At 70.9% G+C, this 17,080-nt stretch carries 16 protein-coding genes; 8 read left to right on the forward strand and 8 right to left on the reverse strand.

Annotated features, from left to right (window positions below; genetic code table 11):
- Nucleotides 1–94: 94 nt before the first annotated feature.
- The 3 genes from ACFWWR_RS13045 to ACFWWR_RS13055 all read right to left on the reverse strand — a co-directional run bounded on the left by ACFWWR_RS13045 (nt 95) and on the right by ACFWWR_RS13055 (nt 3,568).
- Complete coding sequence (locus ACFWWR_RS13045; RefSeq protein ID WP_384303221.1) at nt 95–1,078, reverse strand: small ribosomal subunit Rsm22 family protein; 984 nt, start codon at nt 1,076–1,078, stop codon at nt 95–97.
- A 67-nt stretch (nt 1,079–1,145) separates the two neighbouring features.
- A complete protein-coding gene (locus ACFWWR_RS13050; RefSeq protein WP_384303223.1) occupies nt 1,146–2,321 on the reverse strand; it encodes a serine hydrolase domain-containing protein in 1,176 nt (391 codons plus the stop codon).
- Nucleotides 2,273–3,568: a multidrug effflux MFS transporter gene (locus tag ACFWWR_RS13055; protein ID WP_383875316.1), complete on the reverse strand. Its 1,296-nt coding sequence runs from the start codon at nt 3,566–3,568 to the stop codon at nt 2,273–2,275. Before ACFWWR_RS13055 ends, ACFWWR_RS13050 begins: the two co-directional genes overlap by 49 nt.
- An 87-nt stretch (nt 3,569–3,655) precedes the next feature.
- Here ACFWWR_RS13055 and ACFWWR_RS13060 point away from each other — a divergent pair, with 87 nt between their 5' ends.
- Nucleotides 3,656–4,690: a Gfo/Idh/MocA family protein gene (locus ACFWWR_RS13060; protein ID WP_383875314.1), complete on the forward strand. Its 1,035-nt coding sequence runs from the start codon at nt 3,656–3,658 to the stop codon at nt 4,688–4,690.
- On the opposite strand, the gene ACFWWR_RS13065 is transcribed toward ACFWWR_RS13060, so the two are convergent.
- Nucleotides 4,677–6,317, reverse strand: a complete 1,641-nt coding sequence (locus ACFWWR_RS13065; RefSeq protein ID WP_383875312.1) for an alkaline phosphatase D family protein — start codon at nt 6,315–6,317, stop codon at nt 4,677–4,679. The genes ACFWWR_RS13060 and ACFWWR_RS13065 overlap by 14 nt on opposite strands.
- A 145-nt stretch (nt 6,318–6,462) precedes the next feature.
- Between ACFWWR_RS13065 and ACFWWR_RS13070 the strand changes: the two genes are divergently transcribed.
- The 3 genes from ACFWWR_RS13070 to ACFWWR_RS13080 all read left to right on the forward strand — a co-directional run bounded on the left by ACFWWR_RS13070 (nt 6,463) and on the right by ACFWWR_RS13080 (nt 9,761).
- A complete protein-coding gene (locus ACFWWR_RS13070; protein WP_383875310.1) occupies nt 6,463–7,251 on the forward strand; it encodes an SDR family oxidoreductase in 789 nt (262 codons plus the stop codon).
- 335 nt (nt 7,252–7,586) lie between these two features.
- Nucleotides 7,587–9,047 carry an ABC transporter permease gene (locus ACFWWR_RS13075; RefSeq protein WP_384303225.1) on the forward strand — a complete coding sequence of 487 codons (1,461 nt, stop codon included), beginning with the start codon at nt 7,587–7,589 and terminating at the stop codon, nt 9,045–9,047.
- A gap of 27 nt (nt 9,048–9,074) precedes the next feature.
- A complete protein-coding gene (locus tag ACFWWR_RS13080) occupies nt 9,075–9,761 on the forward strand; it encodes an ABC transporter ATP-binding protein (RefSeq protein WP_383875307.1) in 687 nt (228 codons plus the stop codon).
- 36 nt (nt 9,762–9,797) lie between these two features.
- Here ACFWWR_RS13080 and ACFWWR_RS13085 read toward each other — a convergent pair whose 3' ends face one another.
- Complete coding sequence (locus ACFWWR_RS13085) at nt 9,798–10,778, reverse strand: aldo/keto reductase (RefSeq protein WP_384303227.1); 981 nt, start codon at nt 10,776–10,778, stop codon at nt 9,798–9,800.
- A gap of 101 nt (nt 10,779–10,879) precedes the next feature.
- Nucleotides 10,880–11,206 (reverse strand): nuclear transport factor 2 family protein, encoded by a 327-nt coding sequence (locus tag ACFWWR_RS13090; RefSeq protein ID WP_383875303.1) that lies wholly within the window; start codon nt 11,204–11,206, stop codon nt 10,880–10,882.
- A gap of 134 nt (nt 11,207–11,340) precedes the next feature.
- On the opposite strand from ACFWWR_RS13090, the gene ACFWWR_RS13095 reads away from it, so the two are divergent.
- Nucleotides 11,341–11,898 carry a DoxX family protein gene (locus ACFWWR_RS13095; RefSeq protein ID WP_383875301.1) on the forward strand — a complete coding sequence of 186 codons (558 nt, stop codon included), beginning with the start codon at nt 11,341–11,343 and terminating at the stop codon, nt 11,896–11,898.
- Between the two features lie 41 nt (nt 11,899–11,939).
- On the forward strand, nt 11,940–12,404 hold the full coding sequence (locus ACFWWR_RS13100; protein ID WP_383875299.1) for a MazG-like family protein: 465 nt from the start codon (nt 11,940–11,942) through the stop codon (nt 12,402–12,404).
- Here the strand turns inward: ACFWWR_RS13100 and ACFWWR_RS13105 are convergent.
- Entirely contained in the window at nt 12,401–14,296 is a 1,896-nt protein-coding gene (locus ACFWWR_RS13105) for a flavin-containing monooxygenase (protein WP_384303364.1), read from the reverse strand. The genes ACFWWR_RS13100 and ACFWWR_RS13105 overlap by 4 nt on opposite strands.
- A gap of 297 nt (nt 14,297–14,593) precedes the next feature.
- On the opposite strand from ACFWWR_RS13105, the gene ACFWWR_RS13110 reads away from it, so the two are divergent.
- Complete coding sequence (locus ACFWWR_RS13110; protein WP_383875297.1) at nt 14,594–15,007, forward strand: VOC family protein; 414 nt, start codon at nt 14,594–14,596, stop codon at nt 15,005–15,007.
- A 427-nt stretch (nt 15,008–15,434) separates the two neighbouring features.
- The gene (locus ACFWWR_RS13115) at nt 15,435–16,496 is read left to right on the forward strand and encodes a sugar ABC transporter substrate-binding protein (RefSeq protein ID WP_384303366.1); all 1,062 of its coding nucleotides are present in this window, start codon (nt 15,435–15,437) and stop codon (nt 16,494–16,496) included.
- A gap of 83 nt (nt 16,497–16,579) precedes the next feature.
- On the opposite strand, the gene ACFWWR_RS13120 is transcribed toward ACFWWR_RS13115, so the two are convergent.
- Nucleotides 16,580–17,080, reverse strand: a complete 501-nt coding sequence (locus tag ACFWWR_RS13120; RefSeq protein ID WP_384303229.1) for a hypothetical protein — start codon at nt 17,078–17,080, stop codon at nt 16,580–16,582.

Raw genomic sequence — 17,080 nt, forward strand, 5'->3', positions numbered from 1 at the left:
GGCTGGAATCAGCCCCTCCGGCGTTTGAGGAGCGGGGTCTGGGGCGGAGCCCCAGAAGGACGGGAACGGGAAGGGGCGGCGGGGGCGAGGAAAGTCACCGCGGCCAGGCGTCGCCCCAGTCCGTGTCGCGGGCCGCCTTGTACAGGTCGCCGTGGCGTTTGGTGATCGTGCGGCGGGTCAGCCGCTCCTCGGGCTCGCACAGGTCGAGGAGCACCTGGCCCTTGCGGATCTGCGGGCGCCGCACGACGCGGGAGGGCGCCGGAGCGGTGGGGAACCGAGCAGCCGCGACGTAGGCGAACTTCTCGTCCTCGTAGGGCAGGGAGCCGCCCTTGACCTGACGGTGGAGGGAGGAACGGCTGACCCGGGCCGAGAAGTGGCACCAGTCCTCACCCGGGACGATCGGGCAGGCGGCACTGTGCGGGCAGGGCGCCGCCACCCGGAAGCCGGCCGCGATCAGCCGGTCGCGGGCCTCGATGACGCGGGCGTAGCCGTCGGGGGTGCCGGGTTCGACGATGACGACGGCCTGGGCGGCGTTCGCGGCGGCGTCCACGAGGGCGACGCGGTCGGGGGCGGTGAGCTCGTTCAGGACGTACGACACGGTGACCAGGTCGGTGCTGTCGAGGGTGAGCGCCGAGCCGATGCGGGCACGCTGCCAGTCCGCGTTGCGCAGCGTGGGGTTGGCGGCGGCGACCTCACGGCCGAGGGCGAGCGCGGGTTCGGCCCAGTCCAGGACGGTGACGGGGCGCTCGCCGGGCCAGGTCGCGCTGACGGCCCAGGTCGCGGCGCCGGTGCCGCCGCCGACGTCGACGTGGCTGCCGGGTGCCCAGTCGGGGGCGGCCTGTGTGAACGCCTCCAGCGCGGAGTGCACGGCCTCGAAGGTGGCGGGCATCCGGTAGGCGGCGTAGGCGGCCACGTCGGCGCGGTCCCGGAGGATGGGGGCGTTGGTGGGGGTGGCGCCCCGGTAGTTGCTGATCAGCCGGTCGACCGCCTGTGCTGCCTGCCGGGGCGGGAGGCCGTCGAGGAGGTCGGCGAGGGCGGTGCGCAGGGTTTCGGCGGCCGGAGGTGCGGGGGCGTTCACCCGACGATTCTATGGGCGCCGCGTGTTGGTGCGGGCCCTGCTGGGGGGCTCCGCCGAAGTGGCCCTGTCACGTCTCCCGCACCGCCCGCGCCACCCACGTCGCCGCCCTCGCCCGCGGTCTGCTGTCCGGCGGCCGTCTTCGGGGATGGACCGTGTTCGCCAGCAGCACCAGGAACGTGTCCGTCGCCTGGTCCATCACCACCGAGGTTCCCGTGAAGCCCGTGTGGCCCGCGGCTCCCTTCCCCGCCAGTTCCCCCATGAACCAGGGCTGGTCGAGGGCGAAGCCCAGGCCGGGCGGGGTCAGCATCAGTTCCACGAACTCCGGGCCGAGGATGCGGGCGGGGCCGTACGCGCCGCCCGCCAGTAACGCGCGGCAGAAGACGGCGAGGTCCCGGCCGGTCGAGAACAGGCCCGCGTGGCCGGCCACGCCGCCCAGTGCCCAGGCGTTCTCGTCGTGGACCACGCCCCGCAGCATGCCCCGGTCCGCCTTCGCCCACGGCCGGCGCTGGTCCTCAGTGGCGGCCGCGCCGGGGCTCGGGCCGAAGGAGGTGGACGTCATGCCGAGTGGGCGGGTGATGCCGTCGTGGACGAGGACGTCGAGGGTGCGGCCGGTGATGCGTTCCAGGACGTGCTGGAGCAGGAGCAGGTTCAGGTCGGAGTAGGTGTAGGTGCCGGGCACGCCCATCGGGGGCTCCGCCCGCAGCGTCGCCAGGCGATCCGCGTCGTCGGCACGCTCGTACAGGGGGAGGTCGGGTCGCAGGCCGGAGGTGTGGGTGAGCAGTTCTCGTACGGTGATGCCGTGCTCGGCGGCCGCCCGGAAGTCCGGGAGGTAGGCGCCGACCCGTGCGTCGATGCCGAGGGTGCCCCGCTCGATCTGCTGCACGGCCGCGACCGACGTGAACAGCTTGGTGAGGGAGGCCAGGTCGAAGGGGGTGTCGACGGTCATCGGGACGCGCGCCTCGGGCGGCAGTTCCACGCCCTGGTCCGTCGCGGGGTCGTAGGAGGCGTACCGGACGGCCCAGCCCGCCGCCTCCTCCACGGCGATGACCGGGCCGCGTCCGGCGACCACGACGGCACCCGCCGCCCAGGGGCGCTCGCCGGCGGTGAGCTCGTGGACCTGCTGGACGAGGTGTCCGAGTTCCCCGGGGTCGAGTCCGGCCCGTTCCGGGGTGTCGCTGCGCAGTTTCGGCGCGCTCAGCTCTCCGCTCCCTCCGCGCTCGCACGTCTGTTCCAAGGACGGCACATAACCACGAAGCAGGCGCCCGCCACCAGTACGGCACCCAGTTGGACGAGCGCCATCGGTACGGCGGTGTCCTCTCCGGCGATCCCGACCAGCGGTGCCGCGACCGCGCCGACGAGGAAGGAGGAGGTGCCGAGCAGCGCGGAGGCGGCTCCGGCCGAGTGCTCGACGCGCATGAGGGCGAGCGCCTGGGCGTTGGGCATGGTCAGGGCGATCGCGGACATCACCAGGAACAGCCCGGCGGCGATCGGCGCGAGCCCCACCTCGCCGAAGACACCCGTCGACATCAGCAGCAGCGCGGTCGCCGCGACCCCGAGCAGGACGAGGCCGACGGCGAGCACCTTGTCGAGGCTGACCCGGCCGACCAGCAGCTTTCCGTTGATCTGGCCAGTGATCACCAGGCCCACGGAGTTGACGCCGAACAGCAGGCTGAAGGTCTGCGGGGAGGCGCCGTAGATCTCCTGGATGACGAACGGCGACGCCGAGATGTAGGCGAAGACGACGACGAAGGCGAAGCTGCCGGTGAGGACGTATCCCGAGAAGACACGGTCGGCGAGCAGGGCGCGCATGGAGCGCACGGCCTCGCCGAAGCCGCCGCCGTGCCGGTCGGCCGGTGCCAGGGTCTCGGGCAGCCGCAGCCACACCAGGACGGTCAGCGCGGCCCCGATGACCGTCAGCACCACGAACACGCCCCGCCAGTCCGTCACCCGCAGGATCTGCCCGCCGACGAGCGGCGCCACGATCGGGGCGACCCCGGAGATCAGCATGAGGTTGGAGAAGAAGCGGGCCATGGCCACGCCGTCGTACATGTCCCGTACCACGGCCCGCGCGATCACTATCCCGGCCGCGCCCGCGAGGCCCTGGGCCAGCCGGAAGGCGACCAGGAGCTCGACGGTGGGCGCGAAGGCGCACACGGCGGTGGCGGCGACGTAGATGACGAGTCCGACGAGCAGGGGTCGTCTGCGCCCCCACTTGTCGCTCATCGGGCCGACCACTATCTGTCCGAGCGCCATGCCGACCAGGCAGGCCGTGAGGGTGAGCTGGACGGTGGCGGCGGGCGCGCGCAGGGAGTCGGTGACCTCCGGGAGCGCGGGGAGGTACATGTCCATCGCCAGCGGGGGTGTGGCGGTGAGGCCGCCGAGGACGAAGGTGACGAGCATGCCGGTGCGGCGCACCGCTCGGACCGGGGTGTCCGTGCCGGGTGCGGCTGCCTGTGACGTGTCCGGTGTCGACGCCCCGTGCTCGGGCATGTGCCCCTCCCTCTCCGAGTGATCCGCCGCCTATGCTCTCAGCTCGTACAGAGTGCCGAGGTGTGGTGGAGCGAGGGTGGGGCCGGGATGACGACGGAGCAGAGGGTGCGCTGGGGGATCCTGGCGACGGGCGGGATCGCGGCGGCGTTCACCGCCGACCTGGTGGATCTGCCGGACGCGGAGGTCGTGGCGGTGGCCTCCCGGACCGAGGAGTCGGCGAAGGCGTTCGCGGAGCGGTTCGGGATCCCCCGCGCGTACGGCGGCTGGGACGCGCTCGCCCAGGACGAGGACATCGACGTCGTGTACGTCGCCACCCCGCACTCGGCACACCGCGCGGCCGCGGGCCTGTGTCTGGAGGCCGGGCGGAACGTGCTGTGCGAGAAGGCGTTCACGCTCAACGCGCGCGAGGCCGAGGAACTGGTCGCGCTGGCGAGGAAACGCGGCAGCTTCCTGATGGAGGCCATGTGGATGTACTGCAACCCGCTGATCCGGCGCCTCGCCGACCTGGTGCGGGACGGCGCGATCGGCGAAGTACGCAATGTGCAGGCCGACTTCGGGCTTGCCGGCCCCTTCCCACCCACCCACCGGCTGCGTGACCCGCAGCAGGGCGGCGGCGCACTGCTCGACCTGGGCGTCTACCCGGTGTCCTTCGCCCACCTGCTGCTGGGCGAGCCGTCGGACATCGCGGCGCGCGCCACGCTGTCCGACGAGGGCGTCGACCTGCAGACGAGCGCGCTGCTCTCCTGGGACGGCGGCGCGCTCGCCTCGGTGCACTGTTCCGTCATCGGCGGTACGGCCACCACCGCGTCCGTCACGGGTTCGCTGGGCCGCATCGACATCCCGTACGGCTTCTTCCACACCGACCGTTTCGTGCTGCACCGCGACGGCCGCGACCCGGAGGAGTTCGCCGCCGACCCGGCGGACGGTCCCCGGGGCAGCCTCCGGCACGAGGCCCTGGAGGTCATGCGCGCCCTGCGGGCCGGCGAGACCGAGTCCCCGCTCGTCCCGCTGGACGGCACCCTTGCCGTGATGCGGACGCTCGACGCCATACGGGAGCGCGTCGGCGTCCGCTATCCCGGGGAGGACCCGGTGGACCCGGTGGCCGAGCTCACGCCGGCGTGAGCCCCTGCTCCCCCACCTGGGTCACGAAGGACGCGGCTGTCGCGATCGGCGCCCCGGGCCTGGTCACGTACGGCACGCTCCTGAAGTCGGCCCGGGCCCGCTCGCGGCCCAGCTCGACGGTCACGTAGCCGCGCAGCCCGTTGTAGAACCTCATGTGCGGGTTGGCCCGGGTGTACGTGTCCCAGGTGGAGGGCTTGTCGGCGCCGTCCCGGCCGCTGGAGATCGACGATCCGACGATCTCCGTGCCGAGGGTGCGGGAGGCGGGGTCGTCGAAGTCGTCCTTGATGTCGTAGGCGTACGCGACGTGCACGTCACCGGTGAGGACCATCAGGTTGTCGATGCCGGCCGCCTTGGCCCCGTCGAGGATCCGGCGGCGGGAGGCCCGGTAGCCGTCCCAGGCGTCCATCGACAGCCGTGCCGGGTCCGTGAGATCGAGCTTGCGCTGCGAGAAGTTCACCTGTTGCGGTACGACGTTCCACAGGGCTCGTGAGTCGCGCCAGCCGTCGAGCAGCCACCGCTCCTGGGTCTCGCCGGTCATCGTGCGCGCCGGGTCGTCGATCTCGGGGCCGGGCAGGTCGAGGCCGTCGCCGTAGGCCTGGTCGGAGCGGTACTGGCGGGTGTCGAGGACGTCGAACTGGGCGAGCCGGCCCCAGTGCAGACGCCGGTAGAGCCGCATGTCCGGTCCCGCGGGCTGCTGCGGGCGGCGCAGCGGCTGGTTCTCCCAGTAGGCGCGGTAGGCGGCGGCGCGGCGCAGCAGGAACTCCTCCGGCGGAACGCCGTTCTCGGGGATCTCGTCCGCGTAGTTGTTCTCGGTCTCGTGGTCGTCCCAGGTGACGACGAAGGGGTGCGCGGCGTGCGCGGCCATCAGGTCGGGGTCGGACTTGTAGAGGGCGTAGCGCAGGCGGTAGTCCTCCAGGGTGACCGTCTCGCGGTTGAACACCGCGGGGAGGGTGCGGTCGGTGTAGTTGCGGTATCCGCCCACCGAGTTGACCGCGTACTCGTACAGGTAGTCCCCGAGGTGGAAGACCACGTCGACGTCCTCGGCGGCGAGATGCCCGTACGGGGTGAAGTAGCCGTCGGTGTACGCCTGGCAGGACACGGCGGCGAAGGTGAGCGACGAGGTGCGGCTGCCGGTCGCCGGTGCGGTGCGGGTGCGGCCGACCGGGCTGATCCAGCCGCCCACGCGGAAGCGGTAGTGGAAGACCCGGTCGGAGCCGAGGTGGGCGACCTCGGCGTGGACGGTGTGGTGGAACTCGGGGTGTGCCACGGCCGTTCCGCGTCTGACGATCCGGCGGAACCTCTCGTCGTGGGCCACCTCCCAGTGGACCAGGACGCGTTCGGCCGGGAGGCCGCCGTCGGGCTGGTACGGGGCGGGGGCCAGCCGGGTCCACAGGAGCACGGAGTCGGGCAGCGGGTCGCCCGATCCGACGCCGAGGGTGAAGGGGTTCTCGGTGATCTTCGCGGCGTCGAGTTCGGCGGCGCTCGCCGCGCCGGCGGCGGGCAGGTTCACGGAGAACGCGAGCGCGGCGGCGGCGCCGGTGACGGTCAGGAAGCGGCGGCGGTTCAAGTGGCGGGCGACGGCGCGAAGTTCGGGGGCGTGCTGTGACGGGCGGGTGTCGAGTGTCATCCGGTCCTCCCCTGACTGATGAGTGCAGGAGCAATTGGAGTGGCCGGGGACGACGTCCGGTTGGCACGTACACAACACTCAGATGGCGGACGGATGAGTTCCGTACAGCGGGCACCCTCCGACCCCTCCCGTACGCTGCGGGCCCATGAATGCCATGCGAACTGCGAAGGAATCGAGGATCGCGGTGGTGACCGGCGCCGGCTCCGGCATCGGACGCGCGGTCGCCGTGGAGCTGCTGCGCGCGGGCTGGTCGGTGGCGCTGGCGGGCCGGCGACCGGAGACGCTGGAGGAGACGGCGGCACTGGCGCCCGACGGCACCGAGGGCGCCGAGGCCGCTTCGATCGCCGTACGCACCGACGTGTCACGGCCGGACGACGTGGCCGCCCTGTTCGCCGCCACCGTGGACCACTTCGGGCGCGTCGACCTGCTGTTCAACAACGCGGGGACCTTCGGGCCGGGCGGGGTGCCCGTCGAGGAACTGCCGTACGACGCCTGGCGGCACGTGGTGGACACCAACCTCAACGGCGCGTTCCTGTGCGCTCAAGCCGCGTACCGGCAGATGAAGGAGCAGGACCCGCGGGGCGGTCGGATCATCAACAACGGCTCCATCTCCGCGCACACGCCCCGGCCGCACTCCGTCGCCTACACCGCGACCAAGCACGCGCTGACCGGGCTGACCAAGGCGCTGTCCCTCGACGGGCGGCCGTACGGCATCGCGGTCGGGCAGATCGACATCGGCAACGCGGCGACCGACATGACCGAGCGGATGCGCAGCGGCGCCCTCCAGGCCAACGGGGAGATGGCGCCCGAGCCGGTGATGGACGTCGCCGATGTCGCGCGGACCGTGCGGCACATGGCGGAGCTGCCTCTGGAGGCGAACGTGCAGTTCGCGACGGTACTGGCCACGACGATGCCGTACGTGGGACGCGGCTGAGCACAACTTGCACAACCGGAACCCAATCCTCCGCACCATTAGAGCCGGTCGGGGCCTTATGCTCTTCATCTCCTCCATAAGAGCTTCACACTTGGAGGACCCGGCTTCCGCCAACCGCACCCGAGGGGGGTGGCGGCAGCCGTTCCCCGCATCGGATGGGGGTGGATCTCGCGGGGGGCTGCGGGGTACGCACCGGTGCGGGGACGGCTGCCGCTCAGATCAAACTCTGTGGCGTTTCTTATGCCGTACACATCCCGCACCCAGGGCGACTCAAAGGTTCGCGCCTAGCTTGTGGCAGCGCCCACAGCGGGCGCCAAGAACCTTCGAGGAACGGGATGTTTGGCATCTATCTCAAGCGAGAGCTGAGCCGGCGCAAGAAGGCGGCCCTGGTCATCGCGATGGGTCTGGCGCTCGGGATCGCGCTGGTCATCACCGTCAACTCGGTGTCGGCCGGCATGCAACAGGCGCAGGACAAGGTCCTGAAGTCGCTCTACGGTCTCGGCACCGACATGACGGTCACCAAGGCCCGCACGGCGCCCACCGGCAACAGTTCGGGCAGACCGAGCTTCGAGTTCGACGCGAAGGCGGAGGGGGACGAGGAGCAGAGTTCCGACCGGGTGATGACACAGGGGGGTCAGGCCCTGAAGTCCTCGCTCGTCGAGAAGGTCGCCGCGCAGAAGGGCGTGGCGAGCGCGGTCGGCGCACTCACCCTGAACGTGACGAAGGTCGACGGCTCCTTCACTCAGGGCCAGGCGCAGAACCAGGAGCAGGGACAGACCCAGGGCGGCCCCGGCGGCGGCACCTCCGGCAGCACCGCCCAGCCGCAGGTGCAGGGCGGCGGCGCCTCCTTCGACGTGAACTCCTACTCGGTCGCCGGCGTCGACGTCGCCGACCAGACGCTCGGTCCGCTGGCCGGCTCGCAGATCACCTCGGGCAGGACGTTCACGACCGCGCAGAGCGACGCGAAGGTCGCGGTGCTCAGCAAGTCGTACGCCAAGGAGAACGAGTACAAGGTCGGCTCGACCTTCAAGATCTCCGGCGCCAAGTACACGGTCATCGGCATCGCGACGCCCGACAGCAGCGAGTCAAGCACCGACGTCTACCTGCCGCTGAAGCAGGCGCAGACGCTGGCCGACGCCAAGGACCAGGTCACCACGATCTACGTCAAGGCGACCGACTCGAAGCAGATCCAGACCGTCAAGTCGACGATCCAGAAGAACATCTCCGGTACGACCGTGACGACCTCCGCCGACCTCGCGGACACCGTCTCCGGCTCCCTGTCCACCGCCTCGAACCTGGCGACCAGCGTCGGCAAGTGGCTGTCGGTCGCCGTGCTCGTCGCCGCCTTCCTGGTGGCCGCGCTGCTGACCTCCTCGGCCGTGTCCCGGCGGGTGCGTGAGTTCGGCACGCTGAAGGCGCTGGGCTGGCCGAGCCGCCGGGTCACCCGGCAGGTCGTCGGCGAGTCCGTCGTGAACGGCCTGATCGGCGGCGCCCTCGGTATCGCCCTCGGCCTGGCGGCCGCGTACACGGTCACCGCGATCAGCCCGAAACTGACCGCGCAGCTCGGCTCCACCGGCGGCGGTGGCGGCGCGGGCGGCGGCCCCGGCGGCGGTGGCCCGGGCGGGCAGCAGGCGACCCGGAACACCATGGAGATCGCCCTGTCCGCCCCCGTCTCGCTGACCACCATCGCCCTCGCGGTGGGCCTCGCGGTGGCCGGCGGTCTGATCGCCGGCGCGATGGGCGGCTGGCGCGCCTCCCGGATGCGGCCGGCCGACGCCCTGCGCAGCGTCTCCTAGCACCCCCACTCATCTCACGGAGCACCCATGTACAGACTCACCGGAGTCACCAAGCGCTATACGCGCGGCAAGGAGACGGTGGAGGCGCTGCGAGGCGTCGACCTCACCATCGAGGACGGCGACCAGCTCGTCATCCAGGGCCCCACCGGCGGCGGCAAGTCGACGCTGTTGCAGATGATCGGCGGCCTCGACCGCCCGACCGAGGGCAGCGTCGAGTTCGACGGCGTCGACCTGGCCTCCATCAGCGAGGCCAGACTGACCCGGCTGCGCGCCGAGAAGATCGGCATCATCTTCCAGGCGTTCAACCTGATCCCGACGCTCACCGCGCAGGAGAACGTCGAGACCGCCCTCGTCCCGCTCGGCGTGAAGCCCGCCGAGCGGCGCGAGCGGGCGGCGGAGGCGCTCGGGTCGGTCGGCCTCGGCGAGCGCCTCGGCCACGTCCCGACCGAGTTGTCCGGCGGCCAGCAGCAGCGCGTCGCCATCGCCCGCGCGCTGGTCAAGCAGCCGAAGGTGCTCCTCGCCGACGAGCCCACCGGCAACCTCGACGAGGGCACCCGCGACGACATCATGGCCCTGCTCGAAGGGCTGTGGCGCGAGCACGGGCTGACCTTCGTCCTGGTCACCCACGACTCGTCGATCGCCCGCCGCGCCCCGCGCGTCGCCACCATCAAGGCCGGCCACATCAGCCTGACCGAACAGACCGTGCGCCTCTGATTCCCCTGATCCCCCAGATGCCCCCGGAGGGGCCGCTCACCGCCCGAGGATGTGGTCGACCTCGGCCATCTGCTCCGCGGTGAGCGGCCCCTTCTCGATCGCGCCCGCGTTCTGCTCGGCCTGGGCGACCGAACGGAAGCCGGGAATCGGGACCGTGCGCGGGCTGCGCGCCCACAGCCAGGCGAGGGCGCCCTGGGCGGGCGTACGTCCTGCGCTGGTGAGGACGTCCTTCAGCGCGTCGACGCGGGCGACCCAGTCGGCAGCGGCACCGGAGCCCTCCTCGAACCCCTGCAACCACTCCGGCGGCCGGCTCCGGATGTCCCCGGCCTCCAGGGCCCCATGCCGCTTCCCGGTCAGCAACCCCATGGCGAGGGGACTGCGGTTGATGCTCGCAAGGTCCGACTCCTCGCACAGCGCCAGCATTTCGGGGGCGTCCTGCAGCACGTTGATGGCGTGCTGTACGGCCGCACAGTGCTCCCCCTCGGCGAACACGGCGGCGCGGGCCGGGTCGTCGGTGCTCCAGGCGTACGCCCGGATCAGCCCCTCCCGCACGAACTCCTCGCAGAGGTCGCGCAGTTCGGCGGCACGCTCCGGGTCGGCGTCCGACAGGTGCAACTGGTAGAGGTCGATGTGGTCGGTGCCCAGGCGGGTGAGGGATGCCGTCAGGGCGCGGCGGGCGTAGGCCGGGGTGTCGTCGCCGCCTGTGAGCGTGCGGGTGGCCTCGTCGAAGACGTTGCCCCACTTGGTGGCGAGGACCACGTCGTCCCGGCGCTTGCCGAGCGCCCGGCCCAGGACGCGTTCGCTGTGCCCGGCGCCGTAGGTGTCCGCGGTGTCGAAGAAGGTGACGCCCAGATCGAGGGCGCGCCGGACCGCCCGTACGGACTCCTCGTCGTCGACCTTGCCCCAGCCGAGGGGCTGCCCGTCGGCGTCCTGCCATTCTCCGCCGATCGCCCAGCAGCCGAAGCCGAGGGCGCTGACCTCTATGCCGGTGCGGCCCAGTGTCCGTGTGGTGTCCATGTCGGAGAACGCTAGGAGTTGGAGTGCACTCCAGGGCAAGGGGTTTCTGCGGATTGTTCGGGCTGGGGGCTGTGCGGATGTGCGGGCTGCCGTACGAGGTTTCAGGCCTGGCCGGTCTCGAAGCGGGAGATCCTGCCGTCGTCCTCGACCGTGAAGCTCCACCGGGTGCGCATCTCGCCCCAGGTGTCGTTGCTGTAGCGGGCGAGGAGGGCGCGGCCGCCCTGGGACTCGTTGTCGACCTCCATGTGGCCGTGGGAGGTGAAGATCTCCCGGTCGACCCACTCGTCGAGGTCGCGGTCGGACCCGTCGTCCGCCATGGTCGCGCCGGGGGCGAGGAGTTGCAGGAAGCCCTCGCGGTCATGGGCGTTGACGGCGGTGACGAAGGCGCGGACGGCCGGGTCGCTCAGCTTGGCTGTCTGAATCGTCATGGCAGTCAGAGTCACATCACCGTCGGGGACGCGCCACCCGAACGGCGCGGTGGGCGGGGCCGGTGGGTGTGAGGGGTGCGACGGTGGAAACGCGTGGGGTGTCCCTGCCCCTTCTGTCTGTTCCAGGAGTCATCGTGAGCTGTTACGACCGACGTGATCTGGGCCTGCTGCTGCTCCGGCTGGGCGCCGGCGGAGTGCTGGCCGCGCACGGCACGCAGAAGCTGTTCGGGTGGTTCGGCGGACACGGGCTGGAGGGCACCGGTCAGTTCTTCGAGTCCGTCGGGTACGCGCCCGGCAAGCCGAGCGCCGCGGCGGCCGGGCTGGCCGAGGCCGGCGGCGGCACCCTGCTGGCGCTGGGCCTGGCGACCCCGGCGGCCGGTGCGGCGGCGGCCGGGGCGATGGCGGGCGCGGCCGCGGTGCACACCCCGAACGGCTTCTTCAACCAGAGCGGCGGCTACGAGTACGCGGCGTCCCTGGGCCTGACCGCGGCCGGTCTCGCCGTCACCGGCCCCGGCCGGCTCTCCCTGGACCACTCGCTGCGCCACGCGGTCAACCGCGGCTGGATGGTCCCGACGGCGTTCGCGGCGACCGGGCTGGTGACGGCACTGGTCGTGGGCGCACGGAACCGGCGGCTGCGGAAGGCGGAGGAGGGCGAGCAGCAGGCGCTGTTCGAGGAGACGTTCGACGAGTAGGCATGGTGTCCGGCGGGGAGGGGGCGTGACAGGCTGCCGGTATGACCGATCAGGCCACCTCCCTCGAGACGACTGCCGAAGCGGCTGCCGACACCGCTGTCGACACGTCCGACGAAATCGCTGTCGCCACGGCTGCCGACACGTCCGACGCCACGACTGCCGACACGGCTGCCGAGGCCACCGCGGACCTGTGGGGCTCCATCGACACGCTGTGGGCCTGGCTGGACGCGAACCGCCCGATCGACGGCGACCAGGCCCTGCTGCTGCGCATGCTGAAGCTGTCCGAGGAGGTCGGCGAGGTCGCCCAGGCGGTCATCGGGGCGACCGGCCAGAACCCGCGCAAGGGCGTCACCCACACCTGGGAGGACGTCCAGGGCGAACTGTGCGACGTCGTGATCACGGCCCTGGTGGCCCTGCGCACGCTCACCCCGGACACCCGCGAGGTCTTCGCCCGGCACCTGGCCCGGGTGACGGAACGCTCCCTGGGGACGCCTCGGGCGTCCTAGGGGAGCCTCCCCTGGTCGGGGTCGACGAGGACGTCCTCCGTACCGCCCTCCGCGCGCCAGCGGGCGAGCAGTTCGTGGAAGACGACCGGCCCGTCACCGAACTGTTCGCTGCGCTGCCGCGGGCGCCCCTCGTTGTTGTAGTAGCCCGGGGTGCACTCGGCATGGAACCGGTACTGGTCGGGTGCCTTCTCGCGGATCGTCGCCACCCAGGCCTCCTCGGCCTCGGCGCTGGGCTCGACGTACCGCGCCCCGCGCCTGCGCGCCTCGGCGACGACCGCGCCGATGTGGGTGGCCTGTTCGTCGAGGACGTGGACGAAGTTGACGGCGGCGGCGTTCTGCAGCGACCCGAGCTGGAAGAGGTTCGGGAAGCCGTGGGTGCAGAACCCGTGGAGGGTGCGCGGGCCGCCCTCCTTCCACCGGTCCAGCAGGGCGACACCGCCGCGCCCGTACGCCGGCAGCTGCCCGGACACGAGCCCCGACACACCGACCGCGAAACCGGTGGCGAAGATGACGCAGTCGACCTCGTACTCCACTCCGCCGACGACGACAGAGGTCTCGGTGATCCGCTCCACGCCGTGGGTGTCGGCCGTGTCGACGAGGGTGACGTTGGGCCGGTTGAAGGTCTGGAGGTAGTGGTCGCTGAACGTGGGCCGCTTGCACATGTAGCGGTACCAGGGCTTGAGCTTCTCGGCGGTCTCCGGGTCCTCGACGGTCGACTCCACCCGCGCCCTGATCTCGTTCATCTTCTGGAAGTCGGCGATCTCGTACGCCCGTTCGCGCTCCTCGGCCGGGATGTGCGCGTAGGCGTTGGTCGGGATCAGCTTCTCCTGCAGCCACGCACTGCTGGTCCAGCCGTCGTTCACCAGGTCCTCCTCGCCGCGCACGCCGGTGACGACCTTGAGGAAGTTGTCCCTGCGATGCCGGTGCCAGCCGGGCCGCAGCGACCGGGCCCATTCCGGATCGGTAGGACGGTTTCCGCGTACGTCGACGGAGGAGGGCGTGCGCTGGAACACGTACAGGTGCCGGGCGTCGGCACCGAGGTGCGGCACCACCTGGATTCCGGTGGCACCGGTACCGATGAGGGCGACCCGCTTGTCGGCGAGCCCGGTCAGACCGCCGTTCGCGTCGCCGCCGGTGTAGGCGTAGTCCCAGCGGCTGGTGTGGAACGTATGCCCCTTGAACGTCTCGATCCCGGGGATGCCGGGCAGCTTGGCCTGGCTGAGGGTGCCGCTGGAGACCACGACGTACCGCGCCCGGATCCGGTCCCCACGGTCGGTGCCGACGATCCACTCCCCCTCCCCCTTCTCCCCTTCCTCCCCTTCCTTCCAACGCAGTTCGGTGGCCTGCGTCTGGAAGCAGGCGTCGTCGTAGAGACGGAAGTGCCGCGCGATGGCACGGGCGTGCTGCCGGATCTCCTCCCCCGGCGCGTACCGCCATCGGGGGACGTAACCGATCTCCTCCAGCAACGGCAGATAGACGTACGACTCGATGTCGCAGTGGATGCCGGGGTACCGGTTCCAGTACCAGGTGCCGCCGAAGTCCCCGCCCTTCTCGATCACCCGGACCGACTCGACCCCGGCCTGCCGCAGCCGAGCCCCGGCGAGCAACCCACCGAACCCACCACCGACGACCACCGCCTCGACCCGGTCGTGCAGCGGCTCCCGAGTGAACTCGCGGTCGGCGTGCGGGTCTTCGTCGTACGAGCCGAACTCGCCGCTGGTCGTGCGGTACTGGGCACGGCCGTCGGGGCGGATGCGGCGGTCGCGTTCGGTGCGGTATCTGGCGCGGAGGGCTTCGGGGTCGAAGTCGAGGTGGGGTGAGGCGGGGGTGTGGGGGGTCCGCGGCGTCTGCGGCTGCTGCGGCTGCTGCGGCTGCTGCGGCTGCTGCGGCATGTAGGGGGTGGTCATGTCTCTCCTCGGTCGAGGGCCGGGACAGGGGCGGCTGAAAGTCAGTCAAGCGGACCGGGCTGACGAACCCCTGACAGCTTCCGGCCAATCGAGCGGTGGGCCGTACCGAGGCGGGCCTCGGTCGAGCAAGTGCTCGAATTCATGCAGTGAGGCCGCAGCCCATGGACGGCACGGCGATGCTCACGGCCCACACGCCAGGCCGTTGTCAGTGGCCCGCGCTAGTCTGCGTTCGTCCGACAGTTCCGCCCATTTCGATCATTTCGATCATTTGAGGAGGTATTCATGGCCTCACGCCTCAACCCGTATCTCAGCTTCGACGGCGACGCCCGGCAGGCGATGGAGTTCTACGAGGAGGTCTTCGGCGGCACCCTCAAGCTCAACACCTTCGGAGAGTTCGGCCAGCCGGACATCCCGGAGGCGGACAAGATCATGCACGCCATGCTGGAGACCCCGAGCGGCTTCACCCTGATGGGCGCCGACACCCCACCCGGCATGGAGCACACGCCGGGCACCGCCTTCTCGGTGAGCCTCAGCGGCGACGACGAAGACGAACTGCGCGGCTACTGGGAGAAGCTGTCGGCCGGCGGTTCCGTCTCCGTACCGCTGGACAAGCAGATGTGGGGCGACGTGTTCGGCATGTGCACGGACCGCTTCGGCATCCCGTGGATGGTCAACATCGTCCAGCCCCAGGCCTGACCGAACACACCCGGTCGACCCCGCCCGGCTGAATCCTCGGGTCCCGCCGACTGGACAGTCGGCGGGGCCTGAATCCTCGGGCCGAGGCGACGTTGCTCGCGGAGTCCGGCGCGATGACGACCGGGCAGCCAAGTCCGAGCTGTCACCGGCCACCCGGACGGACCGGACTGGCAAGTACCCGCCGTTCCGCTCCACTTGGGGGACGCCGGCCGACCGGCCCGACACCGGCTGATGTCACATGTGATTGCTGTTGCGATCTCGTTAACTGGAACCCTTGACGCTGAACGCGCTTACGCGTTGGCTTTCACCACCTGGTCACCAGGCTGCTCTCTAGCCCCGGAAGGCACCTGCAGTGAACGCTTCACCCAAACTCCGCTCCGCCGCACGTCGATTTCCCCTCGTCGTGGCCGTTTCCACATCGACCCTGATGCTCGCCGCATGCGGCGCCATCGAGGGCATAGCCGGGAGCAGCAGCTCCGTGAGCCCCAAGAAGGGCGACGACATCACGGTGGGTCTGCTCCTGCCCGACAAGGACACGAGACGCTTCGAGAAGTTCGACTACCCCCTCATCAAGGAAAAGGTCGCCTCCCTCACCAACAACAAGGGCACGGTCCGCTACGCCAACGCCGGCGCGAGCGCGGCCAAGCAGAGCCAGCAGTTCCAGCAGATGATCGACGCCAAGGTGGACGTGATCCTGGTGGACGCGGTCGACGCCAAGGCCATCTCGTCCGACGTCCAGAAGGCCAAGGACGCGGACATCCCCGTCATCGCCTACGACCGGCTCGCCCAGGGGCCCATCGACGCGTACGTCTCGCACGACAACGAGCTCGTCGGCCAGGTACAGGGCCGCGCCATCGTCGGGGCACTCGGCGACAAGTCCAAGACCAGCAAGATCGTCATGATGAACGGCTCGCTCGCCGACCCGAACACGGCCCTCTTCAAGGAGGGAGCGCTCAGCGAGCTGGACGGCAACGTCATCATCGCCAAGAAGTACGACACCAAGGAGTGGCTGCCGTCGGTCGCCAAGGCGAACATGGCGAAGGCGATCCAGGCCATCGGGCTCGACAACATAGCCGCCGTCTACTCGGCGAACGACGGGATGGCGGGCGCCGTCATCGACGCACTGAAGGAAGCGGGAGCGAGCAAGATCCCGCCGGTGACCGGCCAGGACGCGGATCTGGCAGCACTGCAGCGGATCGTCTCCGGCGAGCAGTACATGACCGTCTACAAGCCGTTCCTCCTGGAGGCGGACAACGCCGCGGAGCTGGCCGTGGCCAAGGTCCAGGGCCGCTCACTCGAGTTCGACGCGCTGACCCCCGACTCCGTCAACAGCCCGACGGAGAAGGACATCCGGTCCAACCTGGTGCAGGTGGTCGCCGTCACGAAGGAGAACATCGAGGAGACGGTGATCCGGGACGGCGTCTACACCGTCAAGGACATCTGCACGTCGCAGTACGCGGCGGACTGTGCGGAGATCGGGCTGAAGTAGCGAGAAGCCGTACGCGACCGACCAAGGCACTCCGCCGAGGCCCGGCACGGGCGACCTCCTCGAGCGGGCCGGCCAGCCCGCCGTCAGACTCCCAGCTTCTCAAGGAGCCGGAAGAACAGCTCCTCCGCGAAGTCGGCTTCCTCCACGGCGAAGACCTCGAGGAGACCGGCCGGGTCGGGAGTGAGACCCGCCTCTCTCGCCCAGGCGGCCGCGGCACGCGCGGCCGCCTCCGGGAACGGGAACTCGGCGTCGAAGTCCTCCTCGTCGTCCTCGCAGTAGGCCTCGGCGGCCGCGCGCACCAGGCAGGCTCGCCAGTAGCCGCCGCCGGCCGAGTGGCCCTCGACGAAGACCGTGTCGCTGTCCAGGACAAACCCGACCAGGGCGGGTGCTCCCGTCTCCTCAGCCAGGTCGGCGAGCAGCGGCGGGCCGTCGTCGGCGAGTTCAGGGCCCGGGTAGCGGCCGATCTGCCAGCCGCCGGGGCGGTGCTCGTGTTCGTCGATGCCGTCGTGCCGCTCGACGACCGCCTGAAGGCCGTCGAGCGGGATCTCACTGCGGCACACGACGAAGGAGCCCCAGAAGCCCAC

This window comes from Streptomyces sp. NPDC058678, assembly GCF_042714835.1.
GTDB lineage: Bacteria > Actinomycetota > Actinomycetes > Streptomycetales > Streptomycetaceae > Streptomyces.

Coding starts and splice junctions, on each gene's coding strand:
- ACFWWR_RS13075 (WP_384303225.1), top strand. CDS start 7,587: ATGTTTGGCATCTATCTCAAGCGAGAGCTGAGCCGGCGCAAGAAGGCG.
- ACFWWR_RS13055 (WP_383875316.1), bottom strand. CDS start 3,568: ATGCCCGAGCACGGGGCGTCGACACCGGACACGTCACAGGCAGCCGCA.
- ACFWWR_RS13070 (WP_383875310.1), top strand. CDS start 6,463: ATGAATGCCATGCGAACTGCGAAGGAATCGAGGATCGCGGTGGTGACC.
- ACFWWR_RS13110 (WP_383875297.1), top strand. CDS start 14,594: ATGGCCTCACGCCTCAACCCGTATCTCAGCTTCGACGGCGACGCCCGG.
- ACFWWR_RS13080 (WP_383875307.1), top strand. CDS start 9,075: ATGTACAGACTCACCGGAGTCACCAAGCGCTATACGCGCGGCAAGGAG.
- ACFWWR_RS13060 (WP_383875314.1), top strand. CDS start 3,656: ATGACGACGGAGCAGAGGGTGCGCTGGGGGATCCTGGCGACGGGCGGG.
- ACFWWR_RS13090 (WP_383875303.1), bottom strand. CDS start 11,206: ATGACGATTCAGACAGCCAAGCTGAGCGACCCGGCCGTCCGCGCCTTC.
- ACFWWR_RS13085 (WP_384303227.1), bottom strand. CDS start 10,778: ATGGACACCACACGGACACTGGGCCGCACCGGCATAGAGGTCAGCGCC.
- ACFWWR_RS13065 (WP_383875312.1), bottom strand. CDS start 6,317: ATGACACTCGACACCCGCCCGTCACAGCACGCCCCCGAACTTCGCGCC.
- ACFWWR_RS13105 (WP_384303364.1), bottom strand. CDS start 14,296: ATGCCGCAGCAGCCGCAGCAGCCGCAGCAGCCGCAGCAGCCGCAGACG.
- ACFWWR_RS13100 (WP_383875299.1), top strand. CDS start 11,940: ATGACCGATCAGGCCACCTCCCTCGAGACGACTGCCGAAGCGGCTGCC.
- ACFWWR_RS13115 (WP_384303366.1), top strand. CDS start 15,435: ATGCTCGCCGCATGCGGCGCCATCGAGGGCATAGCCGGGAGCAGCAGC.